Origin of the sequence: Sphingopyxis sp. MWB1 (genome assembly GCF_000763945.1) — a bacterium.
GTDB lineage: Bacteria > Pseudomonadota > Alphaproteobacteria > Sphingomonadales > Sphingomonadaceae > Sphingopyxis.
The window spans coordinates 650,546-674,334 of record NZ_JQFJ01000002.1; the positions used below are offsets into that span (position 1 = coordinate 650,546).

At 61.5% G+C, this 23,789-nt stretch carries 21 protein-coding genes and 3 tRNA genes; 16 read left to right on the top strand and 8 right to left on the bottom strand.

Features of this window, described 5'->3' with window-relative positions; translation table 11 throughout:
- Positions 1 to 164: 164 nt before the first annotated feature.
- Positions 165 to 773, top strand: a complete 609-nt coding sequence (locus tag JV18_RS0103970) for an outer membrane protein (protein WP_033073496.1) — start codon at positions 165 to 167, stop codon at positions 771 to 773.
- Positions 774 to 958: 185 nt separating this feature from the next.
- Here the strand turns inward: JV18_RS0103970 and JV18_RS0103975 are convergent.
- Positions 959 to 1,034: transfer RNA gene (locus tag JV18_RS0103975), tRNA-Ala, on the bottom strand.
- Positions 1,035 to 1,158: 124 nt separating this feature from the next.
- Positions 1,159 to 1,479, bottom strand: coding sequence for an FYDLN acid domain-containing protein (locus JV18_RS0103980; protein WP_033074926.1), 321 nt, complete (start codon positions 1,477 to 1,479; stop codon positions 1,159 to 1,161).
- Between the two features lie 124 nt (positions 1,480 to 1,603).
- On the opposite strand from JV18_RS0103980, the gene aroA reads away from it, so the two are divergent.
- The 5 genes from aroA to JV18_RS0104005 all read left to right on the top strand — a co-directional run bounded on the left by aroA (position 1,604) and on the right by JV18_RS0104005 (position 6,505).
- On the top strand, positions 1,604 to 2,956 hold the full coding sequence (gene aroA, locus JV18_RS0103985) for a 3-phosphoshikimate 1-carboxyvinyltransferase (protein WP_033073497.1): 1,353 nt from the start codon (positions 1,604 to 1,606) through the stop codon (positions 2,954 to 2,956).
- Positions 2,953 to 3,222, top strand: a complete 270-nt coding sequence (locus tag JV18_RS0103990; protein ID WP_033073498.1) for a CBU_0592 family membrane protein — start codon at positions 2,953 to 2,955, stop codon at positions 3,220 to 3,222. Before aroA ends, JV18_RS0103990 begins: the two co-directional genes overlap by 4 nt.
- Positions 3,219 to 3,848: a (d)CMP kinase gene (locus tag JV18_RS0103995; RefSeq protein WP_033073499.1), complete on the top strand. Its 630-nt coding sequence runs from the start codon at positions 3,219 to 3,221 to the stop codon at positions 3,846 to 3,848. Before JV18_RS0103990 ends, JV18_RS0103995 begins: the two co-directional genes overlap by 4 nt.
- A 467-nt stretch (positions 3,849 to 4,315) precedes the next feature.
- A complete protein-coding gene (gene rpsA, locus JV18_RS0104000; protein ID WP_033073500.1) occupies positions 4,316 to 6,025 on the top strand; it encodes a 30S ribosomal protein S1 in 1,710 nt (569 codons plus the stop codon).
- A 180-nt stretch (positions 6,026 to 6,205) separates the two neighbouring features.
- Positions 6,206 to 6,505, top strand: coding sequence for an integration host factor subunit beta (locus JV18_RS0104005; protein ID WP_160174159.1), 300 nt, complete (start codon positions 6,206 to 6,208; stop codon positions 6,503 to 6,505).
- Between the two features lie 109 nt (positions 6,506 to 6,614).
- Here JV18_RS0104005 and JV18_RS0104010 read toward each other — a convergent pair whose 3' ends face one another.
- Both JV18_RS0104010 and JV18_RS0104015 read right to left on the bottom strand, forming a co-directional pair.
- Positions 6,615 to 7,382 carry an ABC transporter permease gene (locus JV18_RS0104010; protein ID WP_033073502.1) on the bottom strand — a complete coding sequence of 256 codons (768 nt, stop codon included), beginning with the start codon at positions 7,380 to 7,382 and terminating at the stop codon, positions 6,615 to 6,617.
- Positions 7,379 to 8,326 carry an ABC transporter ATP-binding protein gene (locus JV18_RS0104015; RefSeq protein WP_033073503.1) on the bottom strand — a complete coding sequence of 316 codons (948 nt, stop codon included), beginning with the start codon at positions 8,324 to 8,326 and terminating at the stop codon, positions 7,379 to 7,381. Before JV18_RS0104015 ends, JV18_RS0104010 begins: the two co-directional genes overlap by 4 nt.
- 90 nt (positions 8,327 to 8,416) lie before the next feature.
- On the opposite strand from JV18_RS0104015, the gene JV18_RS0104020 reads away from it, so the two are divergent.
- The 4 genes from JV18_RS0104020 (at position 8,417) to JV18_RS0104035 (ending at position 12,806) form a co-directional block, all read left to right on the top strand.
- Positions 8,417 to 8,503, top strand: a tRNA-Leu gene (locus tag JV18_RS0104020).
- Between the two features lie 128 nt (positions 8,504 to 8,631).
- Positions 8,632 to 10,146, top strand: a complete 1,515-nt coding sequence (locus JV18_RS0104025) for an ABC transporter substrate-binding protein (protein ID WP_033074927.1) — start codon at positions 8,632 to 8,634, stop codon at positions 10,144 to 10,146.
- Positions 10,147 to 10,187: 41 nt separating this feature from the next.
- A complete protein-coding gene (locus tag JV18_RS0104030) occupies positions 10,188 to 10,610 on the top strand; it encodes a DUF4112 domain-containing protein (protein ID WP_052071721.1) in 423 nt (140 codons plus the stop codon).
- Positions 10,611 to 10,688: 78 nt separating this feature from the next.
- Positions 10,689 to 12,806 (top strand): prolyl oligopeptidase family serine peptidase, encoded by a 2,118-nt coding sequence (locus JV18_RS0104035; protein WP_033073504.1) that lies wholly within the window; start codon positions 10,689 to 10,691, stop codon positions 12,804 to 12,806.
- A 136-nt stretch (positions 12,807 to 12,942) separates the two neighbouring features.
- Here the strand turns inward: JV18_RS0104035 and JV18_RS0104040 are convergent.
- Positions 12,943 to 13,028: transfer RNA gene (locus JV18_RS0104040), tRNA-Tyr, on the bottom strand.
- Positions 13,029 to 13,106: 78 nt separating this feature from the next.
- On the opposite strand from JV18_RS0104040, the gene rlmB reads away from it, so the two are divergent.
- Positions 13,107 to 13,874 carry a 23S rRNA (guanosine(2251)-2'-O)-methyltransferase RlmB gene (rlmB, locus tag JV18_RS0104045; protein ID WP_033073505.1) on the top strand — a complete coding sequence of 256 codons (768 nt, stop codon included), beginning with the start codon at positions 13,107 to 13,109 and terminating at the stop codon, positions 13,872 to 13,874.
- Between the two features lie 209 nt (positions 13,875 to 14,083).
- Here the strand turns inward: rlmB and JV18_RS0104050 are convergent, their stop codons facing one another.
- Complete coding sequence (locus tag JV18_RS0104050) at positions 14,084 to 14,401, bottom strand: 2Fe-2S iron-sulfur cluster-binding protein (protein ID WP_033074929.1); 318 nt, start codon at positions 14,399 to 14,401, stop codon at positions 14,084 to 14,086.
- 100 nt (positions 14,402 to 14,501) lie between these two features.
- Between JV18_RS0104050 and JV18_RS0104055 the strand changes: the two genes are divergently transcribed.
- Complete coding sequence (locus tag JV18_RS0104055; RefSeq protein WP_033073506.1) at positions 14,502 to 15,119, top strand: DNA-3-methyladenine glycosylase family protein; 618 nt, start codon at positions 14,502 to 14,504, stop codon at positions 15,117 to 15,119.
- A gap of 65 nt (positions 15,120 to 15,184) precedes the next feature.
- Complete coding sequence (locus tag JV18_RS0104060; protein WP_081944810.1) at positions 15,185 to 15,391, top strand: hypothetical protein; 207 nt, start codon at positions 15,185 to 15,187, stop codon at positions 15,389 to 15,391.
- A gap of 133 nt (positions 15,392 to 15,524) precedes the next feature.
- On the opposite strand, the gene JV18_RS14590 is transcribed toward JV18_RS0104060, so the two are convergent.
- Positions 15,525 to 16,532: a FecR family protein gene (locus JV18_RS14590; protein ID WP_052071722.1), complete on the bottom strand. Its 1,008-nt coding sequence runs from the start codon at positions 16,530 to 16,532 to the stop codon at positions 15,525 to 15,527.
- On the bottom strand, positions 16,529 to 17,071 hold the full coding sequence (locus JV18_RS0104075) for an RNA polymerase sigma factor (RefSeq protein ID WP_052071723.1): 543 nt from the start codon (positions 17,069 to 17,071) through the stop codon (positions 16,529 to 16,531). The genes JV18_RS14590 and JV18_RS0104075 overlap by 4 nt, the downstream gene beginning before the upstream one ends.
- Before the next feature lie 312 nt (positions 17,072 to 17,383).
- Here JV18_RS0104075 and JV18_RS0104085 point away from each other — a divergent pair, with 312 nt between their 5' ends.
- The 3 genes from JV18_RS0104085 to JV18_RS0104095 all read left to right on the top strand — a co-directional run bounded on the left by JV18_RS0104085 (position 17,384) and on the right by JV18_RS0104095 (position 23,759).
- Positions 17,384 to 20,641 carry a TonB-dependent receptor domain-containing protein gene (locus JV18_RS0104085; RefSeq protein ID WP_235302841.1) on the top strand — a complete coding sequence of 1,086 codons (3,258 nt, stop codon included), beginning with the start codon at positions 17,384 to 17,386 and terminating at the stop codon, positions 20,639 to 20,641.
- Between the two features lie 180 nt (positions 20,642 to 20,821).
- Positions 20,822 to 21,322 (top strand): hypothetical protein, encoded by a 501-nt coding sequence (locus tag JV18_RS0104090; RefSeq protein WP_033073511.1) that lies wholly within the window; start codon positions 20,822 to 20,824, stop codon positions 21,320 to 21,322.
- A gap of 187 nt (positions 21,323 to 21,509) precedes the next feature.
- Positions 21,510 to 23,759 carry a hypothetical protein gene (locus JV18_RS0104095; RefSeq protein ID WP_033073512.1) on the top strand — a complete coding sequence of 750 codons (2,250 nt, stop codon included), beginning with the start codon at positions 21,510 to 21,512 and terminating at the stop codon, positions 23,757 to 23,759.
- The last annotated feature ends 30 nt before the right edge of the window (positions 23,760 to 23,789 follow it).

A 23,789-nucleotide genomic window follows, 5' to 3' on the forward strand; every position in this document is an offset into this window, starting at 1 on the left:
GTAGGCATAATATCGCTCTCCTTGAATATTCTTTCCGGCAAGCATTGTTGCCTTGTCGCCACAGTTAAGAATTTTTCTATGACCCATATAAATTTGAGTTGATAAGAAATTATTCGCCGCTATCGGCGCGTTCGAGCGCGTCGCTCACTATAGAGGAGAGTAAGGTGAAGAAATTAGCATTTGCAGCAATTGCCGCGTCGCTCATGGCTACCCCGGCATTTGCGCAGGAAGCCGAAGGAATGGGTGGCTTCAAACTTGGTGCGCTCGTCGGCTATGACAGCCTGTCCTTCAAGGTCGATGGCGAGAGCGATTCAAAGGGCGGCCTCGGCTATGGCGTGGTCGCGGGATATGATTTCGACGCGGGCGGCGCCCTCGTCGGCGTCGAAGCCGAATATGCTGATTCGACGGCGAAATATTCGGCGCGCGACATTGAAACCCCCGGCGACGAAGCCTCGATCAGCGCGGGCCGCGACCTCTATGTCGGCGCTCGCCTGGGCGTTCCGGTCTCGGCGAACATGCTCGTCTATGCCAAGGGCGGCTATGCCAATGCCAGCATCAAGATGCGCTATGACGATGGCACGGACGCTGCATCCATTTCGGAAAATGTGGACGGCTTTCGCCTTGGCGCCGGCGCTGAATATGTCAGCGGAACGATGTTTGCGCGCGCGGAATATCGCTATTCTGACTATGGCAGCTTTGAATATGAAGGCATCGATACCGGCCTGAAGGTTTCGCGCCATCAGGGCGTCGTCGCTGTCGGCTATCGCTTCTAAACAGCGGCCCCATGACGAACGCGAAGGGCGGGACGCTGTTCCCGCCCTTTTTCTTTGCCCGGACAAGAGGGCGATGCGGCGCAGATGGATCCCGGATCAAGTCCGGGATGACGAAACCGCTAGCGGGATCGAACCGCTGACCTCTAATATGCCATGAGGAGCGCTATACCGCGCCAAGGAGAAAATGGTGGAGCCTAGCGGGATCGAACCGCTGACCTCTACAATGCCATTGTAGCGCTCTCCCAGCTGAGCTAAGGCCCCATGCCATTTTCAAGCCGATCGCGTCTGGGTGATGCGATCGGGACGCCGCCTTTACCAGCGCGGGCGTCCGATGCAAGGGGGCAAATGCGTCTTGTGACGCTTTTTTGTCCCCTTGCCGAAAAACTCAGCTTTCGTCGTCGTCGTCGTCCGCCTTGGTCACGCCAAGATCGTCGTCGCCGCCAAGGTCGACGTCATTGTCGGGCGAATCGCTATCTTCATCGACATCGACGTCAAGATCCAGATCGTCATCCGCGACCTCTTCCTTCGCCTTTCCGGGCTTCTCAGCCTCTTCAAAAGGAATGGGTTGCTTTGATTTCAGGACCGATTCCGGGATCCAGGCATGACCGCAATTGATGCAGGTGACCGGATCATCCTTGGTCAAATCATAGAATCGGGTGGCGCATTTCGGGCAGCTCCGCTTGGCGCCCCACTCAGCCTTTACCATATGTGCCTCATAAATCCTTGAAAGGGGATATAAATTTCTTGAAAAGAGCAGCATAGCTATTGCTGCCCGTCAAATCGGCGTGCGCCTTGCCAGATTGTCGGGCCGCTGTCAAAAGCCGCACGCCATGACAGATCAGACCGCAACACCGCGCCGCTTTTCGGCATCCCCGCCGCTCAAGGGCGAAATTACCATTCCGGGCGACAAGAGTATATCGCATCGCGCGCTCATGTTCTCTGCGCTCGCCGTCGGAACCAGCCGGGTGACCGGCCTGCTGGAAGGGCATGATGTGCTCGCCACCGCCGACGCAATGCGCGCGATGGGCGCGCAGATCGAACGCAGCGAGGACGGCGCGTGGCGGATCGACGGCGTCGGGGTCGGCGGACTGCTCCAGCCGCGCGCTGCGCTCGACATGGGCAATAGCGGGACGTCAACGCGGCTTCTGATGGGGCTGGTCGCGAGTCATCCGATCACCTGCACGTTCGTGGGCGACGCCAGCCTGTCGGGCCGCCCCATGGGCCGGGTGATCGACCCCCTGTCGCAAATGGGCGCCGATATCCGCGCCACCCCCGGCGCGGGCGGCAGCCAGACGTTGCCGCTGATGGTGCGCGGCATTTTGCCCGCCGTCCCCCTCTCCTATCGCCTGCCCATGGCCTCGGCACAGGTGAAAAGCGCGGTGCTGCTCGCCGGGCTCAACACGCCCGGCATCACCGAAGTGATCGAGCCGGTACCGACACGCGACCATAGCGAGCGGATGCTGCGCGGTTTCGGCGCGGATCTGTCGGTGGAAACGGACAGCGAGGGCACCCGTTACATCCGCCTGCGCGGCGAGGCTGATTTTACCCCGCAAAATATCGTCGTGCCGGGCGACCCTTCTTCGGCGGCCTTTTTCATCGTCGCCGCGCTGCTGGTGCCGGGGTCGGATATTCTGATCGCCAATGTCGGCATCAACCCGACCCGCGCCGGGCTGATCCACCTGCTGCGCGATATGGGCGGCGATATCAGCCTGCTCAACGAACGCGAAGTGGGCGGCGAACCCGTCGCCGATCTGCACGTGCGGCACAGCATGCTGACGGGCGTAGAGGTAGACCCCGCCATCGCCCCCAGCATGATCGACGAATTTCCGATCCTTTTCGTCGCCGCGGCGCTCGCGAAGGGGCGGACGGTGACCAGCGGGCTCGATGAATTGCGCGTCAAGGAAAGCGACCGCATCGCCGTCATGGCGACCGGCCTGCAAGCCATTGGCGCGCGGGTCGAAGAGACCCCCGACGGGCTGATCATCGACGGCACGGGGGGCGAGCCGCTTCCCGGCGGCGCCAGCGTTGCAGGCCATCTCGATCATCGCATCTGCATGAGCTTTGCCATCGCCGGGCTGGTCAGCAAGGAAGCCGTCGAGATTGACGATATCGCTCCCATATCGACGAGCTTTCCCAATTTCGAGGCGCTGCTTCAGTCGCTGAGCGGGGAAGCCGACGCATGATCGACCTGTCGAGCCCCGTCGCCAATGCCATCGGCCTGTGCGGGACGGCCTGCGTCCTTGCGGCCTATGCCTATATCAATATGGCGACGAAGCCCAATCCGATCCTGTTCAACGGCGTCAACCTCGCCGGCGCGCTGCTGCTGCTCGTGTCGCTGATGGTTCACTTCAACCTCGCCTCCTTCCTGCTTGAAATCGCCTGGGGGAGTATTGCCATCTGGGGCCTGGTGCGCGGTTGGCGGCAACGCCGGGCGAGGAGCGCACAATGATTATCGCCGTTGACGGCCCCACTGCGTCGGGCAAGGGGACGATTGCCCAGGCGCTGGGACGGCATTTCGGCTTGCCGGTGCTCGATACGGGGCTGCTTTACCGCGCGGTCGGTTTTCAGACCCAGCAGCGCGGCGGCGACCCCGATCGGGCGGCGGACGCCCTCGCCGCCTGTGACTTCCCCGATACGCTTCTGGAGAATCCGGCGCTGCGCCATGAAAGCAGCGGGGGCCTCGCCAGCCGCGTCTCCATTCACCCCGAAGTGCGCTCCGCCCTGCTGCAGCGCCAGCGCGATTTCGCCAATCAGCCGGGGGGCGCGGTGCTCGACGGTCGTGACATCGGCACAGTGATCGCTCCCCATGCCGATGCCAAGCTGTTCGTGACCGCCACGGCCGAAGAACGCGCGCGGCGGCGCCATGGCGAAATGGTCGAGCGCGGCATTTCGCTCGGCTATGAAGAAGTGCTCGCCGATATCCGGGCGCGCGATGCCCGCGACATGGGCCGCGCCGATGCGCCGCTGATCCGTGCCGAGGATGCCATGCTACTCGACACCAGCCGCATGGACCGCGCCGCCGCCATCGCCGCCGCCATCGCGTTCGTCGAAGGGAAATTGGCGACACCGGGCTGAAGAGGAATTCGCGCCGAGGCGCAGAGAGCGCAGAGGGATTGAATTCACGCGGAGACGCGGAGGCGAGAAAGAAAGCCGCTTCGCGGCAGGCGCGCTCTCTCTCCGCGTCTCCGCGTCTCCGCGCGAAACTTCCCGCCCCCCCTCTGCTCTGGGCCTCTGCGCGAATCCTTCCTCTCCCCCTCCGGGCCGCACCCGCCTTTTTCCTTGCTGATGCCTGCTTTTCCGCCTATACGCGCGCGGTCCGACGGGCATTGCCGGTCGAGGCACGGTCAGACCGTCGCTCCCTATAATCGAGCGTCGGGCGTGATGGGGATGCACCCGTCGCGCCCTTTTTGCTTTGCCCACGCCTTGATCCCGGCCTTGTTCGAAGGATGTCTTGCCGAGCATTCGGCTGGCAGGACGGATCGGCCAAAAGACCAGCGGAACCAACCGCTTGGCCGGAACAAATGAAGTAAGGAATGTAGTTTATGGCCTCTACGGCTTTTCCGACGCGCGACGATTTCGCCGCGATGCTCGATGAATCGCTGGGCGGCGCCGACGGCGGCTTTGAAGGCCGCGTTGTCAAGGGCACCGTAACCGGCATCGAAAATGACATGGCAGTGATCGACATTGGCCTGAAGAGCGAAGGCCGCGTTGCGCTTCGCGAATTCGCCATGCCGGGCCAGAAGGCCGATCTGAAGATCGGTGACGAAGTCGAAGTTTATGTCGACCGTGTCGAAAATGCCAATGGCGAAACCATGCTGTCGCGCGACCGTGCGCGCCGCGAAGCTGCGTGGGACCGCCTTGAAGAAGAATTTACCAAGGAAGCCCGCGTCGAAGGCGTTATCTTCGGCCGCGTCAAGGGCGGCTTCACCGTCGATCTCGGCGGCGCCGTGGCCTTCCTTCCCGGCAGCCAGGTCGATATCCGCCCCGTGCGCGACGTCGGCCCGCTGATGGACCTGCCGCAGCCCTTCCAGATCCTGAAAATGGACCGTCGCCGCGGCAATATCGTCGTGTCGCGCCGCGCCATTCTGGAAGAAACGCGCGCTGAACAGCGTTCGGGCCTGATCCAGAACCTCGAAGAGGGCCAGATCATCGAAGGCGCGGTGAAGAATATCACCGACTATGGCGCCTTCGTCGACCTCGGCGGCATCGACGGCCTGCTCCATGTCACCGACATGAGCTACAAGCGCGTCAATCACCCGAGCGAAATCATCAACATCGGCGACACGGTCAAGGTGCAGATCATCCGCATCAACCGCGACACGCAGCGCATCAGCCTTGGCATGAAGCAGCTGGAAGCCGATCCCTGGGAAGGCGTCGCCGCCAAATATCCGGTTGGCGCCAAGCTTTCGGGCACGGTCACCAACATCACCGACTATGGCGCGTTCGTCGAACTCGAACCCGGCATCGAAGGCCTGGTCCACGTCAGCGAAATGTCGTGGGTCAAGAAGAATGTTCACCCCGGCAAGATCGTTTCGACCAGCCAGGAAGTCGAAGTGCTCGTCCTCGAAGTCGACAGCGAAAAGCGTCGTATTTCGCTGGGCCTCAAGCAGGCGCAGTCGAACCCCTGGGGCGCCTTTGCCGATGCGCATCCCATTGGCAGCGTCGTCGAAGGCGAAGTCAAGAATGCGACCGAATTCGGCCTGTTCGTCGGCCTGCCCGGCGACGTCGATGGCATGGTCCACATGTCGGACATCGCCTGGGGCATTTCGGGCGAAGAAGCGCTGCACCTCCACCGCAAGGGCGAGCAGGTGCAGGTCGTCGTTCTCGACGTCGATGTCGAGAAGGAACGCATCAGCCTTGGCATCAAGCAGCTTGAAAAGGGTGCGCCTGCCGTGGGCGCCGGCGCCGCTGCCGGATCGCTCAAGAAGAATGACGTCGTGACCGTCACCGTTCTTGAAGTGCGCGACAATGGCCTTGAAGTGCAGGCTGGCGACGATGGCGCCACCGGCTTCATCAAGCGCGCCGACCTTGGCCGCGACCGTGACGAGCAGCGCCCCGAGCGCTTCCAGGTCGGGCAGAAGTTCGACGCGATGGTTGTTGGCTTCGACCGTTCGAAAAAGCCGAACTTCTCGGTCAAGGCGATGCAGATCGCCGAAGAGAAGCAGGCTGTCGCCCAATATGGTTCGTCGGACTCGGGCGCCTCGCTCGGCGACATCCTTGGCGAAGCGCTGAAGGCTGGCAAGAAGGACTAATCTTTCTTTCACGCCAAATAATGAAAGGCCCGCAGAGTGTCCCTCTGCGGGCCTTTTGCTTTGGGCGATATATTTTGACGCCCCCTTGTTTCATGATAATCTTGGCTTTGCGTTGGGAGGGGGCCTTACGCATCCGTGCCGCAGCACTCCGGTTTCAAGAGTGTCGGGAGGGCGCGCGCGATGTGTCACAAGGGGAAGTATATGATCCGGTCCGAACTGGTTCAAAAGATCGCCAACGAGAACAGCGACTTGCGTCTCGATGAAGTCGAACGCATAGTCGATACTTTCTTTGATTCCATTGTCGAGCAACTGGCCGCTGGGGGGCGCGTGGAGTTGCGTGGCTTTGGCGCTTTTTCGACTCGCGCCCGCGAATCACGCACGGGCCGCAACCCCCGCACGGGCGAGCCGGTGGCCGTCGAGGCCAAAAAAGTGCCCTATTTTAAGCCCGGCAAGGAAATGCGCGAGCGCTTGAACGACTAATTCTTCGTTACGGCCATGGCCACACAGCAAAGCGATCTTTGGCTTTCGTGCCGAAGATCGCTTTGCTGCATTTCCCTTCCAGGAAATGTGGGGAGAGGGTTAAGCCCAATCAGTTTTTGAGGCGGTATCCGGTACGGAACATCCAGAAAATCACTGCCAGGCAAAGCAGGAAGAAAAAGCTGACCGCGGCCATGCTCACCCCGATGCCGACATCGCCTTGCCCGAAGAAAGTCCAGCGAAACCCGCTGATCAGATAGACGACGGGGTTGAACAAGGTCACCGTCTGCCAAGCCTTGGGCAGCATATCGAGCGAATAGAAGGCGCCGCCAAGAAATGTCAGCGGATAGACGACCAGCATGGGTATGACCTGAAGCTGTTCGAAACTTTGCGCCCAAATGCCGATGATGAAGCCGAAGAGGCAGAAGGTCACCGCCATCAAAAGCATGAATCCCACCATCAACGCGGGATGCGCGACCTGAACATCGACGAACAGGTGGGCGGTTGCGAAGATGATCGTTCCGATGATCACCGATTTGGTCGCCGCCGCGCCGACATAAGCGATCAGCAACTCCAGCGGCGACATGGGCGCCGAGAGCATTTCGTAGATCGTGCCCGTCCATTTGGGCATATAGATGCCGAAACTCGCATTACTGATGCTTTCGGTGAACATGGTGAGCATCATCAGGCCCGGCACGATGAAGGCGCCATAGGATATGGCGTTCACCTCGGTCATCCGGCTGCCGATCGCTGAACCAAAGACCACGAAATAAAGCGCGGTCGTAATCACCGGCAACATCAGGCTGGTCCAGAAGGTCCGGCCAAAGCGGGCCATTTCGAACATATAGATGGCGCGAATGCCGCGCATATTGCCGATCATTGCGCCTGCTCCTGCGCGTCAGTGCGGTCGCGGACAAGTCCGACGAAAATATCCTCCAGCGAACTTTGCCGCGTGTTGAGGTCTTTAAAAGCAATGCCAAGATCGCTCATCCGGCGCAGCAGCGAGGGCACACCTGTCGCTTCTGCCTGGCTGTCGAATTCATAGACAAGCTCATGCCCCTCCCCCGCCAGTTCGAGTGTCCAGTCGGACAAGCCTTGCGGGATAGCCGCCAGAGGTTCGGCGAGATTGAGTGTCAGCGTTTTACGTCCCAATTTCTTGATCAGCGCATGTTTCTCTTCGACCAGGATCAGGCGGCCCTTGCTGATCACGCCCACGCGATCGGCCATTTCCTCGGCCTCTTCGATATAATGGGTAGTGAGGATGACGGTGACGCCGCGTTCGCGCAGCCCTCGCACCATGTTCCACATGTCGCGGCGCAGCTCGACATCGACTCCGGCCGTGGGCTCGTCAAGAAACAAGACTTCCGGTTCATGGCTGAGCGCCTTGGCGATCATCACCCGGCGCTTCATTCCCCCCGATAATTCCATGATCTTGGCATCGCGCTTGTCCCACAGGGAGAGGTCGCGCAGCAATTGCTCGATAAAGGCGGGGTCGCGCGGCTTGCCGAACAGGCCGCGCGAAAAGGTCACGGTGGTGATGACCTTTTCAAAGGCGTCGGTGTGCAGCTCCTGCGGCACCAGTCCGATCATCGCCCGCGCCGCGCGATAGTCCCGCTGATGATCGTGGCCGCCGACGGTCACCGTCCCACTGCTGGGAGTAACAATGCCGCAGATAATGCTGATCAGCGTCGTCTTGCCCGCCCCATTGGGGCCAAGGAGAGCAAAAATCTCCCCTTTGGCTATGCTGAGATTGACGTCCGAAAGCGCCCGGTGGCCGCTTTTATACTCTTTGCCGAGCCCGGCAATGTCGAGGACCATTTCCATGCCACCCTATGTAGGGGCACGATATGACAAGTAAAAGCCGCAAACATCACTTGACCTGACGCGCGCCATCGGCTTTCCCGTGCGCGGTGCGCGGACGTGGCGGAACCGGTAGACGCAGCAGACTTAAAATCTGCTATCCATATGGGTGTGCGGGTTCGAGTCCCGCCGTCCGCACCAGATTTCTCCAATATAAGCGGCACAAGAAACGCGACACGGTCTTTGCCCCAAAGCCGCGCGGCACCGGTTCCCGTAGCGCGCCCGGCTCGCTATGCTGCATGCCATCGGCGCATGACGAAAGGATGGAAATGACGGCAGAAACGAGCCGCACAGGCGCAGGAAAAAGCCTGGCGACGCGCGCGGCGGCCGCGATGCTGCTTTTTTCCACAGCCAGTTGCGGCCTGTTTGGCGAGCAGGGACCCGTGCGTGTCGCCGCGATCGGGCCGCTTAATCCCGCCGCCAATCCCATTAATGGCGAGTTGTCGGCGCCCAACGTCGCCCTGCTTGATGCCACCTCGCAAGGATTGGTGGCTTATGATGGCGACGGCCAGATCGAGCCCGGGCTTGCCGAACGCTGGACCGTTACCAAAGATGGCCGCAGCTATATTTTCCGTATTCGCGAGGCGCGCTGGACCGATGGAAAAAAGGTTCTGGCCAAGGATGTAGCGGGAATTTTGCGATCCTATGTGGGGCCAAACAGTCGCCATCCGCTGAAAGATGATTTCCCGGAAATAGAGGCGATCCGGGCGATGACCGAAAGCGTCGTCGAAATCCGATTGCTGGTGCCGCAGCCCGAGCTGCTGGAACTGCTGGCGCAGCCCTCAATGGCCATTGTTCGCAAAGGTGGCGGATGGGGGCCGATGCGCGCCCACAAAATCGGGCGCGCGATGCTGCTGTCCCCTGCCCCCGACCCCTTGGCTGAGGACCCGGAAGTCGCCGAAGCCGCGGCGCGCAATCCGGCCGCTGCAATCGAGCTGATTGGTACCGATGCGCCGCGCGCGTTGGCCCGGTTCAAAAATGGTTATGCCGACGGCGTGCTGGGGGGCCGTTTTTCCACGCTCCCTTATTATGTTGCATCGAACATCGGGAGGGCGCGCCTAGTGGTCGATCCTGCGCCAGGGCTGTTCGGCCTGGCCTTTGTCCAGGCAGAGGGTTTTCTGGCAACGGACAATAATCGAGACGCGCTTGTCCGCCTGATCCGTCGCCAGCGGGTGATCGGCGCCTTCGGCCTGTCGGAGTGGAACACACAGGTGACGCTTCGCCCGGTTCATCACCTTCGCGATGACAACGGCCCGCCTTTGCTTCCCGGATGGGCCGAATATGACGATGCTTCGCGCATCGCGCAGGCCAAGCGGGTGGTGGATGCCTGGCGGCGCGCCGGACGCGATATAGCTCCGCTGAAGATTGCCGTGCCCGACTTGCCCGGCGGGCGTATCCTTTTCGCCTATATCGCTGCCGATTTCGCACAGGTCGGGATTGAGTGTGTACGCGTGTCGATGAAAGAGAAAGCCGACCTCAAACTCATCGATGAAGTGGCCCCGCATGACGATCCGATATGGGCCCTGCGCCGTCTTTCGTGCCGCCCGGACACGCTGTGCAATCGCGAAGCGCAAAATCTGATCGACCAAGCGACGCTCAACACCGATCCGACCCAACGCGCAGAGCAAATGGCGCAGGCCGAGAAAATCCTCGAACGCTATGCTCCCTTCATTCCGTTGGCGACCCCGCTCCGCTGGTCGGTTACAAGCCAGCGGCTGACGGGACTGCGCGCCAATGCCCATTCGCAGCACCCGTTGAATCGATTGGTTGCGCCCCCCAAATAGCAGCAACGCGCTCGCTTCCGGGCGCTTGGAAAGGACCCCCTATGGCCCCTTCAAAAGTAGATCCCGACGCCATTTTCGACGCGATCGTTGCCGACCGGACCAATCCCGCCGCCCTGCGGAAACGGGTCGAAATGCTGGAAATGATATTGGAGCGCAGCTTTGTCATCCCGGGGATCAACCGTCCCATCGGCCTTGACGCCATTGTCGGGCTGGTTCCGGTCATCGGCGATGTCATCACCGCTGTCATGGGCGCCTATCTGATCTGGGAAGCGCGCAATCTGGGCATGCCAAAATGGAAAATCGCCCGGATGATGGGCAATTTGGGAATCGATACGGCGCTGGGCGCCGTGCCCCTGGTCGGCGATGCCTTTGATTTCATGTTCCGGTCGAACACCCGCAATCTGCGGATCATCATAAAGCATCTCGACAAACATCATCCCGGCAGCCGGATCATCGACCAATAGCGCGCGACGCTGGCCGCTTCCCCGGGGTGTCTGATGATGCTAGCACAGCATCAGCTATAATCAGATGGAGAGCCCCCCATGATCCGCACCGGCCTGCTCGCGCTTGCCCTGTCCACCACCGCCGTCGCCGCCATTGCGGCCGACCAGAATACAGCCGACCCCTGGCTGTGGCTGGAGGAGATTGAGGGCAATAAGGCGCTGGGCTGGGTAAAGGCCGAAAATGCCGAGGCCGATGCCCTGCTGTTGGGCAGCGAGGGCTATGAAGCCGACCGCGCCCGCGCGCGCGCCATCCTCGACGATGACCGGCAGATTGCGATGCCGGGCACGGTCATGGGCGGCCAGATCACCAATTTCTGGCGCGATGCCAATAATCCGCGCGGCATATGGCGGCAAAGCCCGCTCGATGCCTGGCTGGCCGGAAAGCCCGAATGGACGACGCTGATCGACGTCGATGCGCTGGGCAAGGCCGAAGGAAAAAGCTGGGTCTGGCATGGCGCCGACTGCCTTGCCCCCGATTATCGCCGCTGCCTCGTTTCGCTCAGCCCCGGCGGCACCGATGCCGATGTCGTGCGCGAATGGGACCGCACGACCAAAAGCTTTGTCGAAGGCGGCTTCACCCTGCCCGAAGCGAAGAGCAGCGTAACCTGGGAAGATGCCGACACTTTGCTGGTCGCCACCGACTTCGGGGAAGGCAGCATGACGGCATCGGGCTATCCGCGCATCGTCAAGCGGTGGAAGCGCGGCACGCCGCTGGCGAGCGCCAAAACCCTCGTCGAAGGACAGGCGGATGACGTCGGCATGGGCGTTTATGGCGTCATGGACGGCGACAACCGCTGGACGCTGATCAGCCGCAACAAGAGCTTTTACACCAGCGATTATTATCTGCCCGCGGCCAAGGGCGGCGCCTATGTCAAGGCGGCCATCCCCGACACCGCCGACCTGCGCGCGCTGCTCGATGGCCAAGCGATCATCTTCCTCAACAAGGATTTTGCGGGCCATGGCCAGGGCGCGCTCATTTCCATGCCGCTCGCCGAACTGGCGGCCGGTCGCAAGCCGGCGGTGACCCCGGTCATGACCCCCACCAAGGCGCAGGCGATCGAAGAGGTGGCGACAAGCGACCATCTGCTCTGGGTCAAGGCGCTCGACGATGTAGAGGGCAAGCTGTTCGCGCTGCGCCGCGATCCCGCGACGGGGGAGTGGAGCCAGCAAGCCGTGCCGGTGGCCGACAATGCCACGGTGAAGATCGCGGGAACTGTTGGCGCGCGCGATCTGGCGCTCGTCACGGCGGAAACGATGATCGCCCCGCCGACGCTTTACGCCGTCGATGCCGCCAAGGGCGCAAAGCCGAAGGTCGTGCAGAGCCTGCCCGCCGCCTTTGACGCCGCCGGGATGAGCGTGGAGAAACGTTTCGCCACCTCGCGCGACGGAACCAAAATCCCCTATTTTCTCGTCCGCAAGGCGGGCGCCACCGGCCCCGTTCCCGCGCTCGTCCACGCCTATGGCGGCTTTCGCGCCGCGCAGACCCCCGGCTATCTGACCGGCCAGCCCTATCGCGCCGGGCCGCTGGGACTGTTCTGGGTCGAGGATGGCAATGCCTATGTCCTCGCCAATATCCGTGGCGGGGGGGAATATGGCCCGCGCTGGCATGATGCGGCGCTGCGCGAAAAGCGGCAGAACAGCTTTGACGATCTGCATGCCGTCGCCGAGGATCTGGTAGAAACCGGCGTCAGCGCCAAGGGCAAGATCGCCATTTCGGGCCGGTCGAACGGCGGCGTGCTCGTCGGCGCGGCGATGACGCAGCGCCCCGATCTTTATGGCGCCGTCATCTCCGGATCACCGCTCAAGGACATGAAGCGCTATAACAAGCTGCTCGCCGGAGCCTCCTGGGTCGCCGAATATGGCGATCCTGACAATCCGGACGACTGGGCCTTCATGTCCCAATATTCGCCCTATCAGAATATCCGCAAGGGCATCACCTATCCGCCGATCTTCCTTTACCTCTCGACCAAGGATGACCGCGTCCATCCCGGCCATGCGCGCAAATTTGCCGCACGGCTGAAAGAATATGGCAATCGCGTCTATTATCACGAGCATCTGGAGGGCGGCCATTCGGTCGGCGCCGACCATGCCGAAGACGCGGTGCGCGCCGCCATGCTCCACGCCTTTCTGAAGCGCGAACTGGTCGATTCCGAATAAGGCCTTCACCCCTGCCCGGCTTTTCCCGCAAAGGCCGGGCAAGCCCTTTGCGCGTCCCGAAACGGGCTGAACCCGGACGCGGAACAGCGCGGCGCCGAAGCGCCGCTCCTTCAAAATTGTCGAAGAAGAAAGAAGATGGTGGACAGGGCTGGATTCGAACCAGCGTACGGAAACCCGGGCAGATTTACAGTCTGCTGCCTTTAACCACTCGGCCACCTGTCCATGGGGCCCGTCTGGGAAGCGGTCCAATGGCGAAACGAGGCTTGCCTGTCAATGCCAGTCGTGGAAAAGGCCACACCTATGAGGCAATTTTCTCGACATCGTCGCCCCGCAGGGCAAAATTCGCGCGGCCAGGGCATTCGTTTCTGGGGCCGCCATGCCGTTTTGGCGGCGCTCGGCAACCCCGACCGCCGGGTCAAGCGAATCTGGGGCACGCGCGAAGCGCTGGGCCAGCTCGACCTGCCGCCCGTCATACCGATCAGCTATGCCGATGTCGCCGATCTGGCGCGACTCGTGCCGCGTGATGCGCCGCATCAGGGACTGGTGGTGGAGGTCGATGCGCTCGACGGCTATCATCTCAGCGATATTCTGCAGGCCGAGGTCGATGCCGAAAGCAAGCGGCCGCTGATCATCCTCGATCAGGTCACCGATCCGCATAATATCGGCGCCGTGCTGCGCTCCGCCGCCGCGTTCGACGCGGCGGCTATTATCACCCAGGATCGTCACAGCCCGCCTGAAAGCGGCGTCATTGCACGCGCAGCATCGGGGGCGCTGGAAAGCGTGCCCTGGGTGCGCGTCGTGAACCTGTCACGCGCGCTCGAAGAAATTGCCGAAGCGCAATATTGGCGCATCGGCCTGATGGGCGATACGCAGACAACGCTCGCCGAAACCCTCGATGGCAGCAAGGTGGCGCTGGTGCTGGGGTCCGAAGGCGACGGGATGCGGCACAATGTCATGGAACATTGCGACGTGCTCGCCCGCCTGCCCATTTCGCCGCGCATGGAGAGTTTGAATATCTCGAACGCTGCCGCGATTGCCCTTTACGCCGTAGCCACGGCGGCGGCCTAAGTTCAAACGCCGCCACCGCGAAGGCGGGGCATCGTCATTGCGAGGCGCCCGGATGCAATCCGGGAGCCGAAGCAATCTCCAGCTATCGGCACATCACGACGATAGCGGGAGATTGCTTCGTCGCTGCGCTCCTCGCCATGACGCAACCGATGCGCGAAGGCAGCCGGACAGGGCACCAACCTTGCCCCCGCCGTCGCGGGGCAACGCGATCAATCCTCTTCGGCGATACGGACCTTCAGCCCGTCGAGCGCGTCGGTAAAGGGAATCTGGCACGACAGCCGCGAATTGGCGTCACGGTCCGTCGTCGAATCGAGCAGATCATCCTCGTCTTCGCTTATCGCGGGAATCGCATCCTTGTTGCCCGCTTCGACATGAACATGGCAGGTCGCGCAGGAACAGCATCCGCCGCACAGCGCCAGCAATTCATCAAAGCCCGCGTCGCGGATATTCTCCATCACGGTCAGGCTGGTGTCGCCCTCGATCTCATGTTCGGTTCCATCACGCGTCACCACAATCAGCTTGGCCATGCTCATCCCCAATTATTTGTGTCGGGGGCGCTATGTCGCGCGTTGCATGGCAAATCAAGACTTGCTACGCCCAGAGCCGGGAACAAAAGGAGAATATGCGGTGGGCCTCAGTCAGGAAGAGCTGAATCGCGGCATTGATGCGCTGGCCGCACGCGATAGCAATTTCGCGCGCGCGCTCGGCCATGCCGGCTATCCCCCGCCGCGCATTCGTCCGCCGGGCTATACCACCTTGCTGCGTACCATCGTCGGCCAGCAGGTCAGCGTCGCTGCGGCGACGTCGATCTGGAACAAGCTCGAAGCCGCTTTTGGTGAAGGCTGCCCGGTGGAGGCCATTGCCGCCGCGGATTTTGATGCGCTGCGCGCCTGCGGCCTGTCGGGGCAAAAGCAAAGCTATGCCAAAAGCCTGGCGGAGCTCATTATCGCGGGCGAACTCGACGTCAGCGCCCTGCCCGCCGATGATGAGGAAGCCATCGCCTTGCTCACCAAGGTGAAGGGGATCGGTCGCTGGTCGGCGGAAATCTATCTGCTCTTTGCCGAGGGACGCCCCGATATCTGGCCTGCGGGCGACTTGGCGGTGCAAGAAGCCATTGGCCGTATTTTTCAGCTCGGCGCCCGCCCCAGTGAAAAACAGACGCGCGAACTGGGCGAGGTCTGGCGCCCCTATCGGGGCGCGGCAGCGATTTTCAGCTGGCATTGCTATAATATGGACGTGATCTGAGGAAATTGCGGCGGCTTGACGCCATGACTGGACGCGGGGGCCCGCTCCCGCTAACGGCCTGCCGCATGGCTATTACCGCAACCATCATGAACAGTTCCACCGGACAGCCCATCCAGCAGATGCGCTTTGAACGCATGCCCAAGCCGTGGGCAAGCTTCACCCTCGCTTCGGGCGAGATGGTCACTGCGCAGCGCATCGACGTGGGCAAGCCCCCGCCGGGAAAATTCGCCGCGCCTATTCACATTTGGGTGACCTCGAAACAGGCGGGCTGAGCGCGCGCGCGTCGGCGATCACCCGCCCCTGTTCGGTAAGATCAAACGCTGCGAGAGCTGAAGACGGCTTTCTCGCTCCGCTTCTCACAATAATGCCTGAAATTCATGAGGGCGAGCGACACGGTCGCCCGGATCAGGGAAGCGGCACCAGCTCGATCCGTTCCTCGCTGGTTGCACTGCGCCGGGCGATGCCGTTCAATTCCAGCGCCGTGACAAAGCCCTCGACATCGCCGGTTTCGAACACACCGACAATGCGGCGGTCGGGGGCCGCGCCGCCTGCAAATTCCAGCTTGCGGTCCGAATAGCGGTTCACCTGTGCGATGGCGTCGGCCAGCCGGTCGTGCATGAAGATCAGCCGCCCTTCGGTCCAGCTCGTTTCCTTGTCGACATCGACCCGGTTCAGCGTCCAGTTACGGTCCGCGCCGATGACGAGGCGCCGCCCCGGCACCATGTCGGTGCCATTGCCTCCCCCCGCGACGCCATCTTCGACGCGGACCTTGCCTTCGGCCAATATGACCCCGACCTCACCATCTTCAAAGCTGACCTCAAATGCTGTGCCGACGGCGCGGATACGCTTGCCGCCGGCGCGGACGATGAAGGGGCGCGCGCGGTCGGGCGCAACGCGGAAATAGGCGCGCCCGTCAACCAGTTCGACCAGTCGCTCGCCCGGCGTGTCGTCAAAGCGGATTTCCGTATCGGAATCGAGCGTCACTTCCGATCCATCGGTCAGGGTAACTGTCGTGCGCTGCCCGGTGGCGGTATGAAAGGTCTGATCAACCGCGCTTTCATTTTGCGACAAGAGCTGCCAGCTCAGCGACCCCAGCGCGACCATCAGCAGGATCGAGGCGGCAATGGCCAACGCCCGCCAGCGGCGCGCCGGGGCCTCTGCCTGCGCTTCCGCCTCCGTCTCCGCAGGCGCCAGAGCCTCGCGACCGAGCGCAGGATCGTTGATCGCAGCGCCCGCGATGCTCCAGGCGCGGTCGATCGACTGATAGGCGCGGCGATGTGCTTCCGATTGCTCCAGCCATTGCTGGAAACGAAAATCATCCTCCGCGCTCATGTCTCCCGACAGGCGCAGGTTGAACCAATGCGCCGCTTCGGACCGGAGCGCCGCCGGATTGTGAAAAGAGCCGTCGGTCATGGGTCCATCTCCATTTCCTCGGCAATGCGGGTGAGCGCGCGGTGCATCAATTCCTTCACTGAATGTTTGGAAATACCCATCCGCCGGGCGATGGCCTGATAGGTCATATGTTCAAAGCGGTGGAGTTCAAACGCCTGCCGCGCGCGGGGCGGCAGATTGACGATCGCCTGCACCACGCGGCGATATTCATCCTGTCCGATTGCGATGCGTTCGGGTGAGAGGGGGTCCCCGATTTCATAACCGGGGAGCCAGGCCTGGCTGAGCGCGCTTTTATGTGCGGCCTGTTTGCGATAGCGGCTGGCCAATACATTACGCGCCGTAGCAAAAAGATAGCCTTCGACATTATCAATGGGCGCGGCGAAACGCGCGGCTTGCAGGCGAAGGAACACATCCTGCACCAGATCATCGACGTCCGCCTCCGGCGCGCGGCGGCGAAAGAAGCTGCGCAGCCCCGGGGCATAGGCGGTGATCCATGCCTCCAGATCAGGGTCGGGCCGCGGTGCCGCCATCGTCAGATATTGCCTTTCCAGCGCCTGCATATCCTCTTGCTCATTCCTTTGCGATTCCTCCCTACCTTGCCGGCCCAGCCTCATCCCATTTTTCTCGCCGCCCCCTGTGCGCCGGAGGCTTACCCTTTCAAGACGCACGCCAGCCAAAAGAGGGGGGATAAAAAAAGCGCCGAAGAAAAAAATTTTTCGCAGTTAGCCTAGGCTTACATTAACATCACTGAAAATAATGCAGACGCCCATCCCCCCTCTTTTGGCTGGCATGCGTCTAGCAGGATGACACCGGCGAACGGCGTCACAAACAAAGCGGGAAAAACCCCGCGCGAACAAACAGGGGAGAGGGACATGCAGTTGCATGCATCTGATTTGCGTAAATTTCTGTTGGGTGGGGTAGCGGTCGGCTGCATGGCGCTGGCGTCGGCGCCCGCGACGGCGCATGAAAATGCCTATGCGCGCGAAGGCGCGGTCAGCTATCGCATTCCGGCGCAACCGCTGGGCCGCGCGCTGCGCGATTTCGGCCTGCAGAGCGGCATGACCATTTTGGCCGACACGATGATCGTCAATGGCAAGCGCAGCCAGAGCCTCAGCGCCAAGACCGACGCCGAAAGCGCGCTGCGCGTGCTGCTGGGGGGCACGGGACTCAGCTTTCGGCGCGACGGCAATATTTTCGTGGTCCAGCCGGCGGGAAACGCCGCGGCGCCCGCCGCGCGCGCGGAAAATGACGCCGAGATCGTCGTCACCGCGCAAAAGCGCGAGGAAAGGCTGATCGACGTTCCCATCGCCATCAGCGCCTTTTCCCCCGAAGCGCTCGACGAGAAAAAGGTGGAGGGCGGCGCCGAGCTGGTCCGCACCGTTCCCAATGTGAATTTTTCGAAGAGCAATTTCTCGGGCTATGATTTCACCATTCGCGGGATCGGGACTAAGGCGATCTCCGCATCGAGCGACCCGGCGGTCGCGGTCAGCTTCAACAACACGCCGCTGATCCGCAATCGCCTGTTCGAACAGGAATTTTTCGACCTCGAACGCGTCGAGGTGCTGCGCGGGCCGCAGGGCACGCTTTATGGCCGCAACGCCACCGGCGGCGTCGTCAACATTATTCCCGCCATGCCCGTCTATGAATTTGAAGCCATGGCAAAGGGCGAAGTCGGCAGTTTCGACACAAGGCGCCTGAGCGGCATGGTCAATGTGCCGCTCAGCGACAGCTTCGCCGTGCGCGCGGCGGGCGCGATGACGAAACGCGACGGTTTCGATTACAACAGCTTCACCCAAAAGCATGTCAACGACCGCGACCTCTGGTCAACCCGCGTGTCGGCGCAATGGGAACCCAATGACGATTTCAAGGCCAGCTTCGTCTGGCAGCATTTCGAAGAGGATGACCAGCGCTCGCGCACCGGCAAACAGCTTTGCACCCGCGACCCGGGGCCGGAGATGTTGAACGACACGCCCGTTCCTATCCATTTGCGCGGCAAGCTGAGCCAGGGCTGCCTGCCCGGTTCGCTCTATGACGATGCCGCTTTTGGCGCGCCCAATGCGTCCAGCTTTGCCTTCGTGTATGCCGCCGACGCATTGATTGACCTTGGAAACATCTTTGATCCGGGGGCCGGTCGCAACAATGCCGTTCCCGTCATCGATGCCACCCGCGACCCCTATGCCAATGTCGTACAATCGCGCAACTTACGCGAAATTTCGACCAGCTACGATCCGTTGTTTCGCGCCAAAAATGATGTGTTCCAGCTCAATCTGGAGGCGGGTGTCGGCGACCTGCGCCTCTACTCCCAAACCGCTTATTCGCGCGACCGCTATTATTCCTCGCAAGACTATAATCGTTTTGTTTCGGCCCCCCTTTTCAACGATTCCACCGATCCCAACCTCGTAAACCCTCATGGGCTCCCCCTGAGCGTCCCTGGCCCTACACCGGGCGGCATTTATACCGACCCCCAGCTTGGCCCTTCGGATCGTATGATTGCGGTGGACCTCAATAGATCGCGCAACTCGCAGTGGTCGCAGGAATTGCGCCTGCAATCCGACTATGCGGGCCCCTTTAATTTCAGCATCGGCGCCAATGCCCTGAACTTCAAATCACAGGATGATTATTATGTTTTCAGCAATATTTTTAGCCTGCTAGCTGAATACGCCTATAATCGTCATCCCGACCGCACTATCAATGGCATTGCAACCCAAAATTGCGATGGCCCCAATGAAGCACGCGAATGCGTCTATGTCGATCCCAACCCAATCGACCAGATTAATGGCGAAGGGCATAATTATTTCCGCAGCAAAAATGTCGTGCAAACCCGGTCGTGGGCGCTGTTCGGCGAAGCCTATTGGGAGATTGCTCCCGATGTAAAGCTGACCGCCGGTGCGCGCTATACCAATGACAAGAAGAAATCGACGCCCTATCCCAGCCAGCTTCTTCTGGGAGCAGAGCAATTTGGTAAAGTAACAGGGGAATCGAGCGGTGGACGGATCAGCCGGGGCTATCCCGCGTTGCCCCCCGTACATCAGAAATGGGAGGCTTTTACCGGGCGGCTCGTCATCGACTGGAACCCGCAGACCAGTTTCAGCGACGATACATTGCTCTATGCCTCCGCCTCGCGCGGCTACAAGGGCGGCGGATCGAACCCGCCACGCGTCGATATCGACCCCAAGGTCATCCAATATCAACCGCTCGCGGAAACCTTTGAGCCCGAATATGTCAACGCCTTTGAAGTGGGGATGAAGAACAGCTTTGACGGCGGACGCTTGATGCTCAATGCCACTGCCTTCCTCAATCTGTACAAGGATTATCAGGTTTCGCAGATTGTCGATCGCATTGCGCTCAACGAAAATTTCGATGCGACGACCTGGGGGCTGGAACTGGAGGCGGCATGGCGCCCGACGCGCAATTTCCGCATCGACAGCAATTTGGGCTATTTGCGCACGCGCATTGGCAAGGGCGAACAGTCGATCGACGTGATGAACCGCACCCAGGGCAATGAGGATTGGGTGGTGGTTCGCCCGCAACTTGGCGTGCCATCCAATTGCATCGCCCCAAAAGAAAAGGTGGAAGCCATTCTGAACTCCCCCTTTGCGGGACCCGGGAATCTGGGTGATTTGATGATCTCGGCACTATGTGCCGGGTCGAAACGCTATGGCAGCTTCAGCCCCAACGTCGACACTCGCCTCCGCTGGGACCGCTTTCTGGGCTTCACGCATGACCCGCTCACCGATGCTCCCAATGGTGGGCGCGGTTTCTATGCCGACCTCAGCGGCAATGAACTGCCCAATTCACCGCGTTATACCTTCAATATCGGTGCCCAATATACATTCTTCATGGATGATTGGAATCTCACCTTCCGCGGTGATTATTATCGGCAGGGAAAAAGCTTCGCGCGCGTCTACAACACGGAATATGACCGGTTGAGAAGCTGGGACAATGCCAATCTGGCGGTCACGCTCGAGCGGCCTGAATCGCAGTTTGCAATGCAGCTTTATGTCAAAAATCTGTTCAACGACACGCCGATCACCAACACCTTCACCAACAGCGACGATACGGGGCTGAGCGCCAATATCTTCACGCTCGACCCGCGCATCATCGGGTTCAATGTATCCAAGAAATTCTAGAGGTCCGGCACCGGCCGACTCCCTCCTGGGCGCGCTTTCGGGCGCGCCCTTTTTTTATTTTTCGATTTTTTTCAGTTTTTTTGAGAAACCATCCCCCCTCTTTTGTCCGGGCTGCGTCTTACAGGATGGAAAGACCAAAAGGGTCCTTCCGTTCACTGTAAATATGAGGAGAGGATTATCATGAAGAAGTTCACGAAAATCTCCATCGCCACGCTGGCAGCGCTCAGCCTGACCCCGGCGACGGCGCTGGCTGGCACCTATTCGCCGTCGGGCGCGGGTTCGGCCAGCGGTCAGCAACTTGAGGTCCGGAAAGGCATGACGCTGAAATGCGATGTCAATGCCGGTATCAACTCGGATGGCACCATCTCCAGTTCGGGTGCTCCCAGCGGAACCGACATTACCAGCATCTCCCTGAGCAATGGCTCCTTCTGCGGTGCCGTCGCCTTTACCAACTTCCCCTATGACGTTTCCGCGACAAGCGGCACCGGCATCGTCATCCATGATGTTGTCGTGCAGGGAATCACGGGCGATTGCCGGGGCGATATGGCAGCGACCATGTCGGGCGGTGTGATCACCTTCAACCACGCCAACACCATCCCGTCGGACCCGCCGGGCGGTTCGCCGTGCAGCATGGCTGGCAGCATCACGACCAGCCCCACCGCTTCCTACACCTATCCCTGACAGGCGCTGAAGCAAAAGGCCGTCTGCCCTTCTTTCCGGGGGCAGGCGGTTGCTGCTTTTCGCCGTTCTCCCCTCTCCCGATATTTGCAAGACCGTCCGCCATGGTCGGCGGAAGAGGCTGGACCCAAAGTCCCGCCACAGCATAATGGGGCGCCATGATTGCCAGAGAAGAAACATCCTGACTGTCATGGCGCTTCCCACCCCCCAGGATCGCGCCATCCCCGGACGCCGCCTGTGCCGCCTATCCGCGTTCAGCCTCTCCTTATCCGCCTTTATCTTCGTCCCCGTCGCCGCGGCGCAGGACACACTCCCACCCCTCCCCCCCGGCGTGGAGGAAATCATCGTCACGGCTCCCTATGGCGAAGCCCGCGTCCCGGCGGAAAGCCAGTTGGATGAGGAGGCCATCGCCGCCTATGGCGCCAACAGCATCGGCGAATTGGTCACCCAGATTACGCCGCTGACCGGGCGTCCTGACGAACAGCCGATAATCCTGATCAACGGCGAACGGGTCGATGGCGCGGGCGGCATCAACGGCTTTCCGCCCGAAGCCTTGGCACGGCTCGCCATTTTAAAGCCCGAAGCGGCGGCGCGCTATGGCTATGCGCCGGGAAAGCGCGTGGTCAATTTGGTGCTCAAGAAGCAATTTGCCTCCTGGCAGGGCGCCGCCGATATCAAGGCCGCCACCGCAGGCGAGCGCTTTGGCGGCGAAATATCCACCGCCCGCTTTGTCATCGACGGCAAGGCGCGCTGGAACGCCCGCACCGAATGGGGGCAGGAGGATCGGCTGCTCGCTAGCGAACGCGGCGGCACCGGGCCGGGCGACCGGCTACGCAGCCTGTTGCCCGCCAGCGATTCCGCCGCGCTGCAATTGGGGCTGGCCCGTCCGCTCGGCGATTATCAGGCCATGTTCGATATCAGCGCCAATCGCCGCAGTCGCCAGCAATGGCTCGGTTCGGCTTTCCCGGATGACGCAGGCCGTTCGCGTGCCCTGCGCGCCGATCAGGACAGCGCCAACCTCGCCCTCTCCGGCACGTTGACCGGCCGGATCAGCGGATGGCAAAGCAATGCCGCGCTGCGCTATTCGCGTCAGTGGTCGGACAACCGGATCGAAGAGGCGCCATCCGCCGCCGCGACATCGCGCTCACGCGGCGACAGCCTGAACGGTCAGATCACGGCGAACAAGCCCGTAATATCCCTTCCGGCCGGGCCGCTGACCGCCAATTTGTCGGTGAATGCGATACGCAGCACATCGACCAACCGGCGATGGGCCGCCGATGGGGTGGAAGGACCGGAAAACGGATTTCGTCGCAGCCAGCTCGATACGCGCGCCGCTTTCGTCCTTCCCCTATCGACTGACAGCGCGGAAGGATTTTCTGCACTTGGCAATTTGTCCGCCAATGTCGCGACCAGCCTGTCCTTTGCGAGCGGCGCCGCGCGGCAGCATCGCTATGATTTTGGCCTCGACTGGACGCCCCTGCCCGCCATCGAGCTTCATGCCACGGCCAGCTTCGCCGATCTGATCCCTACCGCCGATCAACTCGGAGGGCCCCTGGTTGAAGATGTCCGGCGCATCTATGATTATGGCGCCGAGCAATTTGTCGATGTGATCTGGATCACCGGCGGCAATCCCGCGCTGCGGAGCGGGACGCAGCATCTTTATTCGCTGCGCGCGACCCTGCGCCCCTTTGGCCCGCGCCTCAGCCTCAGCAGCGATTATAACCGCCAGCTTTCCATCGGCGGCGTCGGCGCCTTTCCCGATTTCAGCCCGGCGGTAGAGGCAGCCTTTCCCGAACGCATCCGCCGCGGTGCAGACGGCAAGCTGATCTCTGTCGACGCGCGCTCCATCAGCATCGCCCGTGCCATCGACGAAAGGTTCGATCATCATCTGACGCTGATGCTCAGCCCCGGTCCGGCGCGGGGGGGGAGGGAGGCGGATGAAGGGGATCCGAAAGCCGCTTCACCGCCCTGGCGCACCACCTTGTCATTCCATCATAGCTGGTTGCTCAAAAGCCAATTGCACCCCCATGACGACCTGCCGCCGCTGGACCGCTTGAGCGGCGACAGCGCCCAGTCACGACACCGGCTGCGCCTGCAACTGACGGCCGGGCTACCGGGAATGGGCGCATCGGTCGACGGTATATGGCAGAGCGGATTTCGGCTAACGAACCCCGCCGTTCCAGACGGCAGCCAAGACTATCTCCATCCGCCCATGATGCTGTGGAACCTGCGCCTCTTCGCAAACCCCGACCGGCTGATAGGTAAGAAGAAGGCTCCAACATGGCTGTCGAACCTTCAGCTCACCCTGGATATCCGCAACATGTTCGATGGCTATCGCCGGGTGCATTTTCCCGGGGGCGATATCCCCCCCGGCTATCGCCGCTATGACGCCGATTCGCTGGGCCGCACCGTTCAACTATCGGCACGGAAGCGCTTCTAACGCCGCGATCGGAGCAGCCCGGCATCCCCC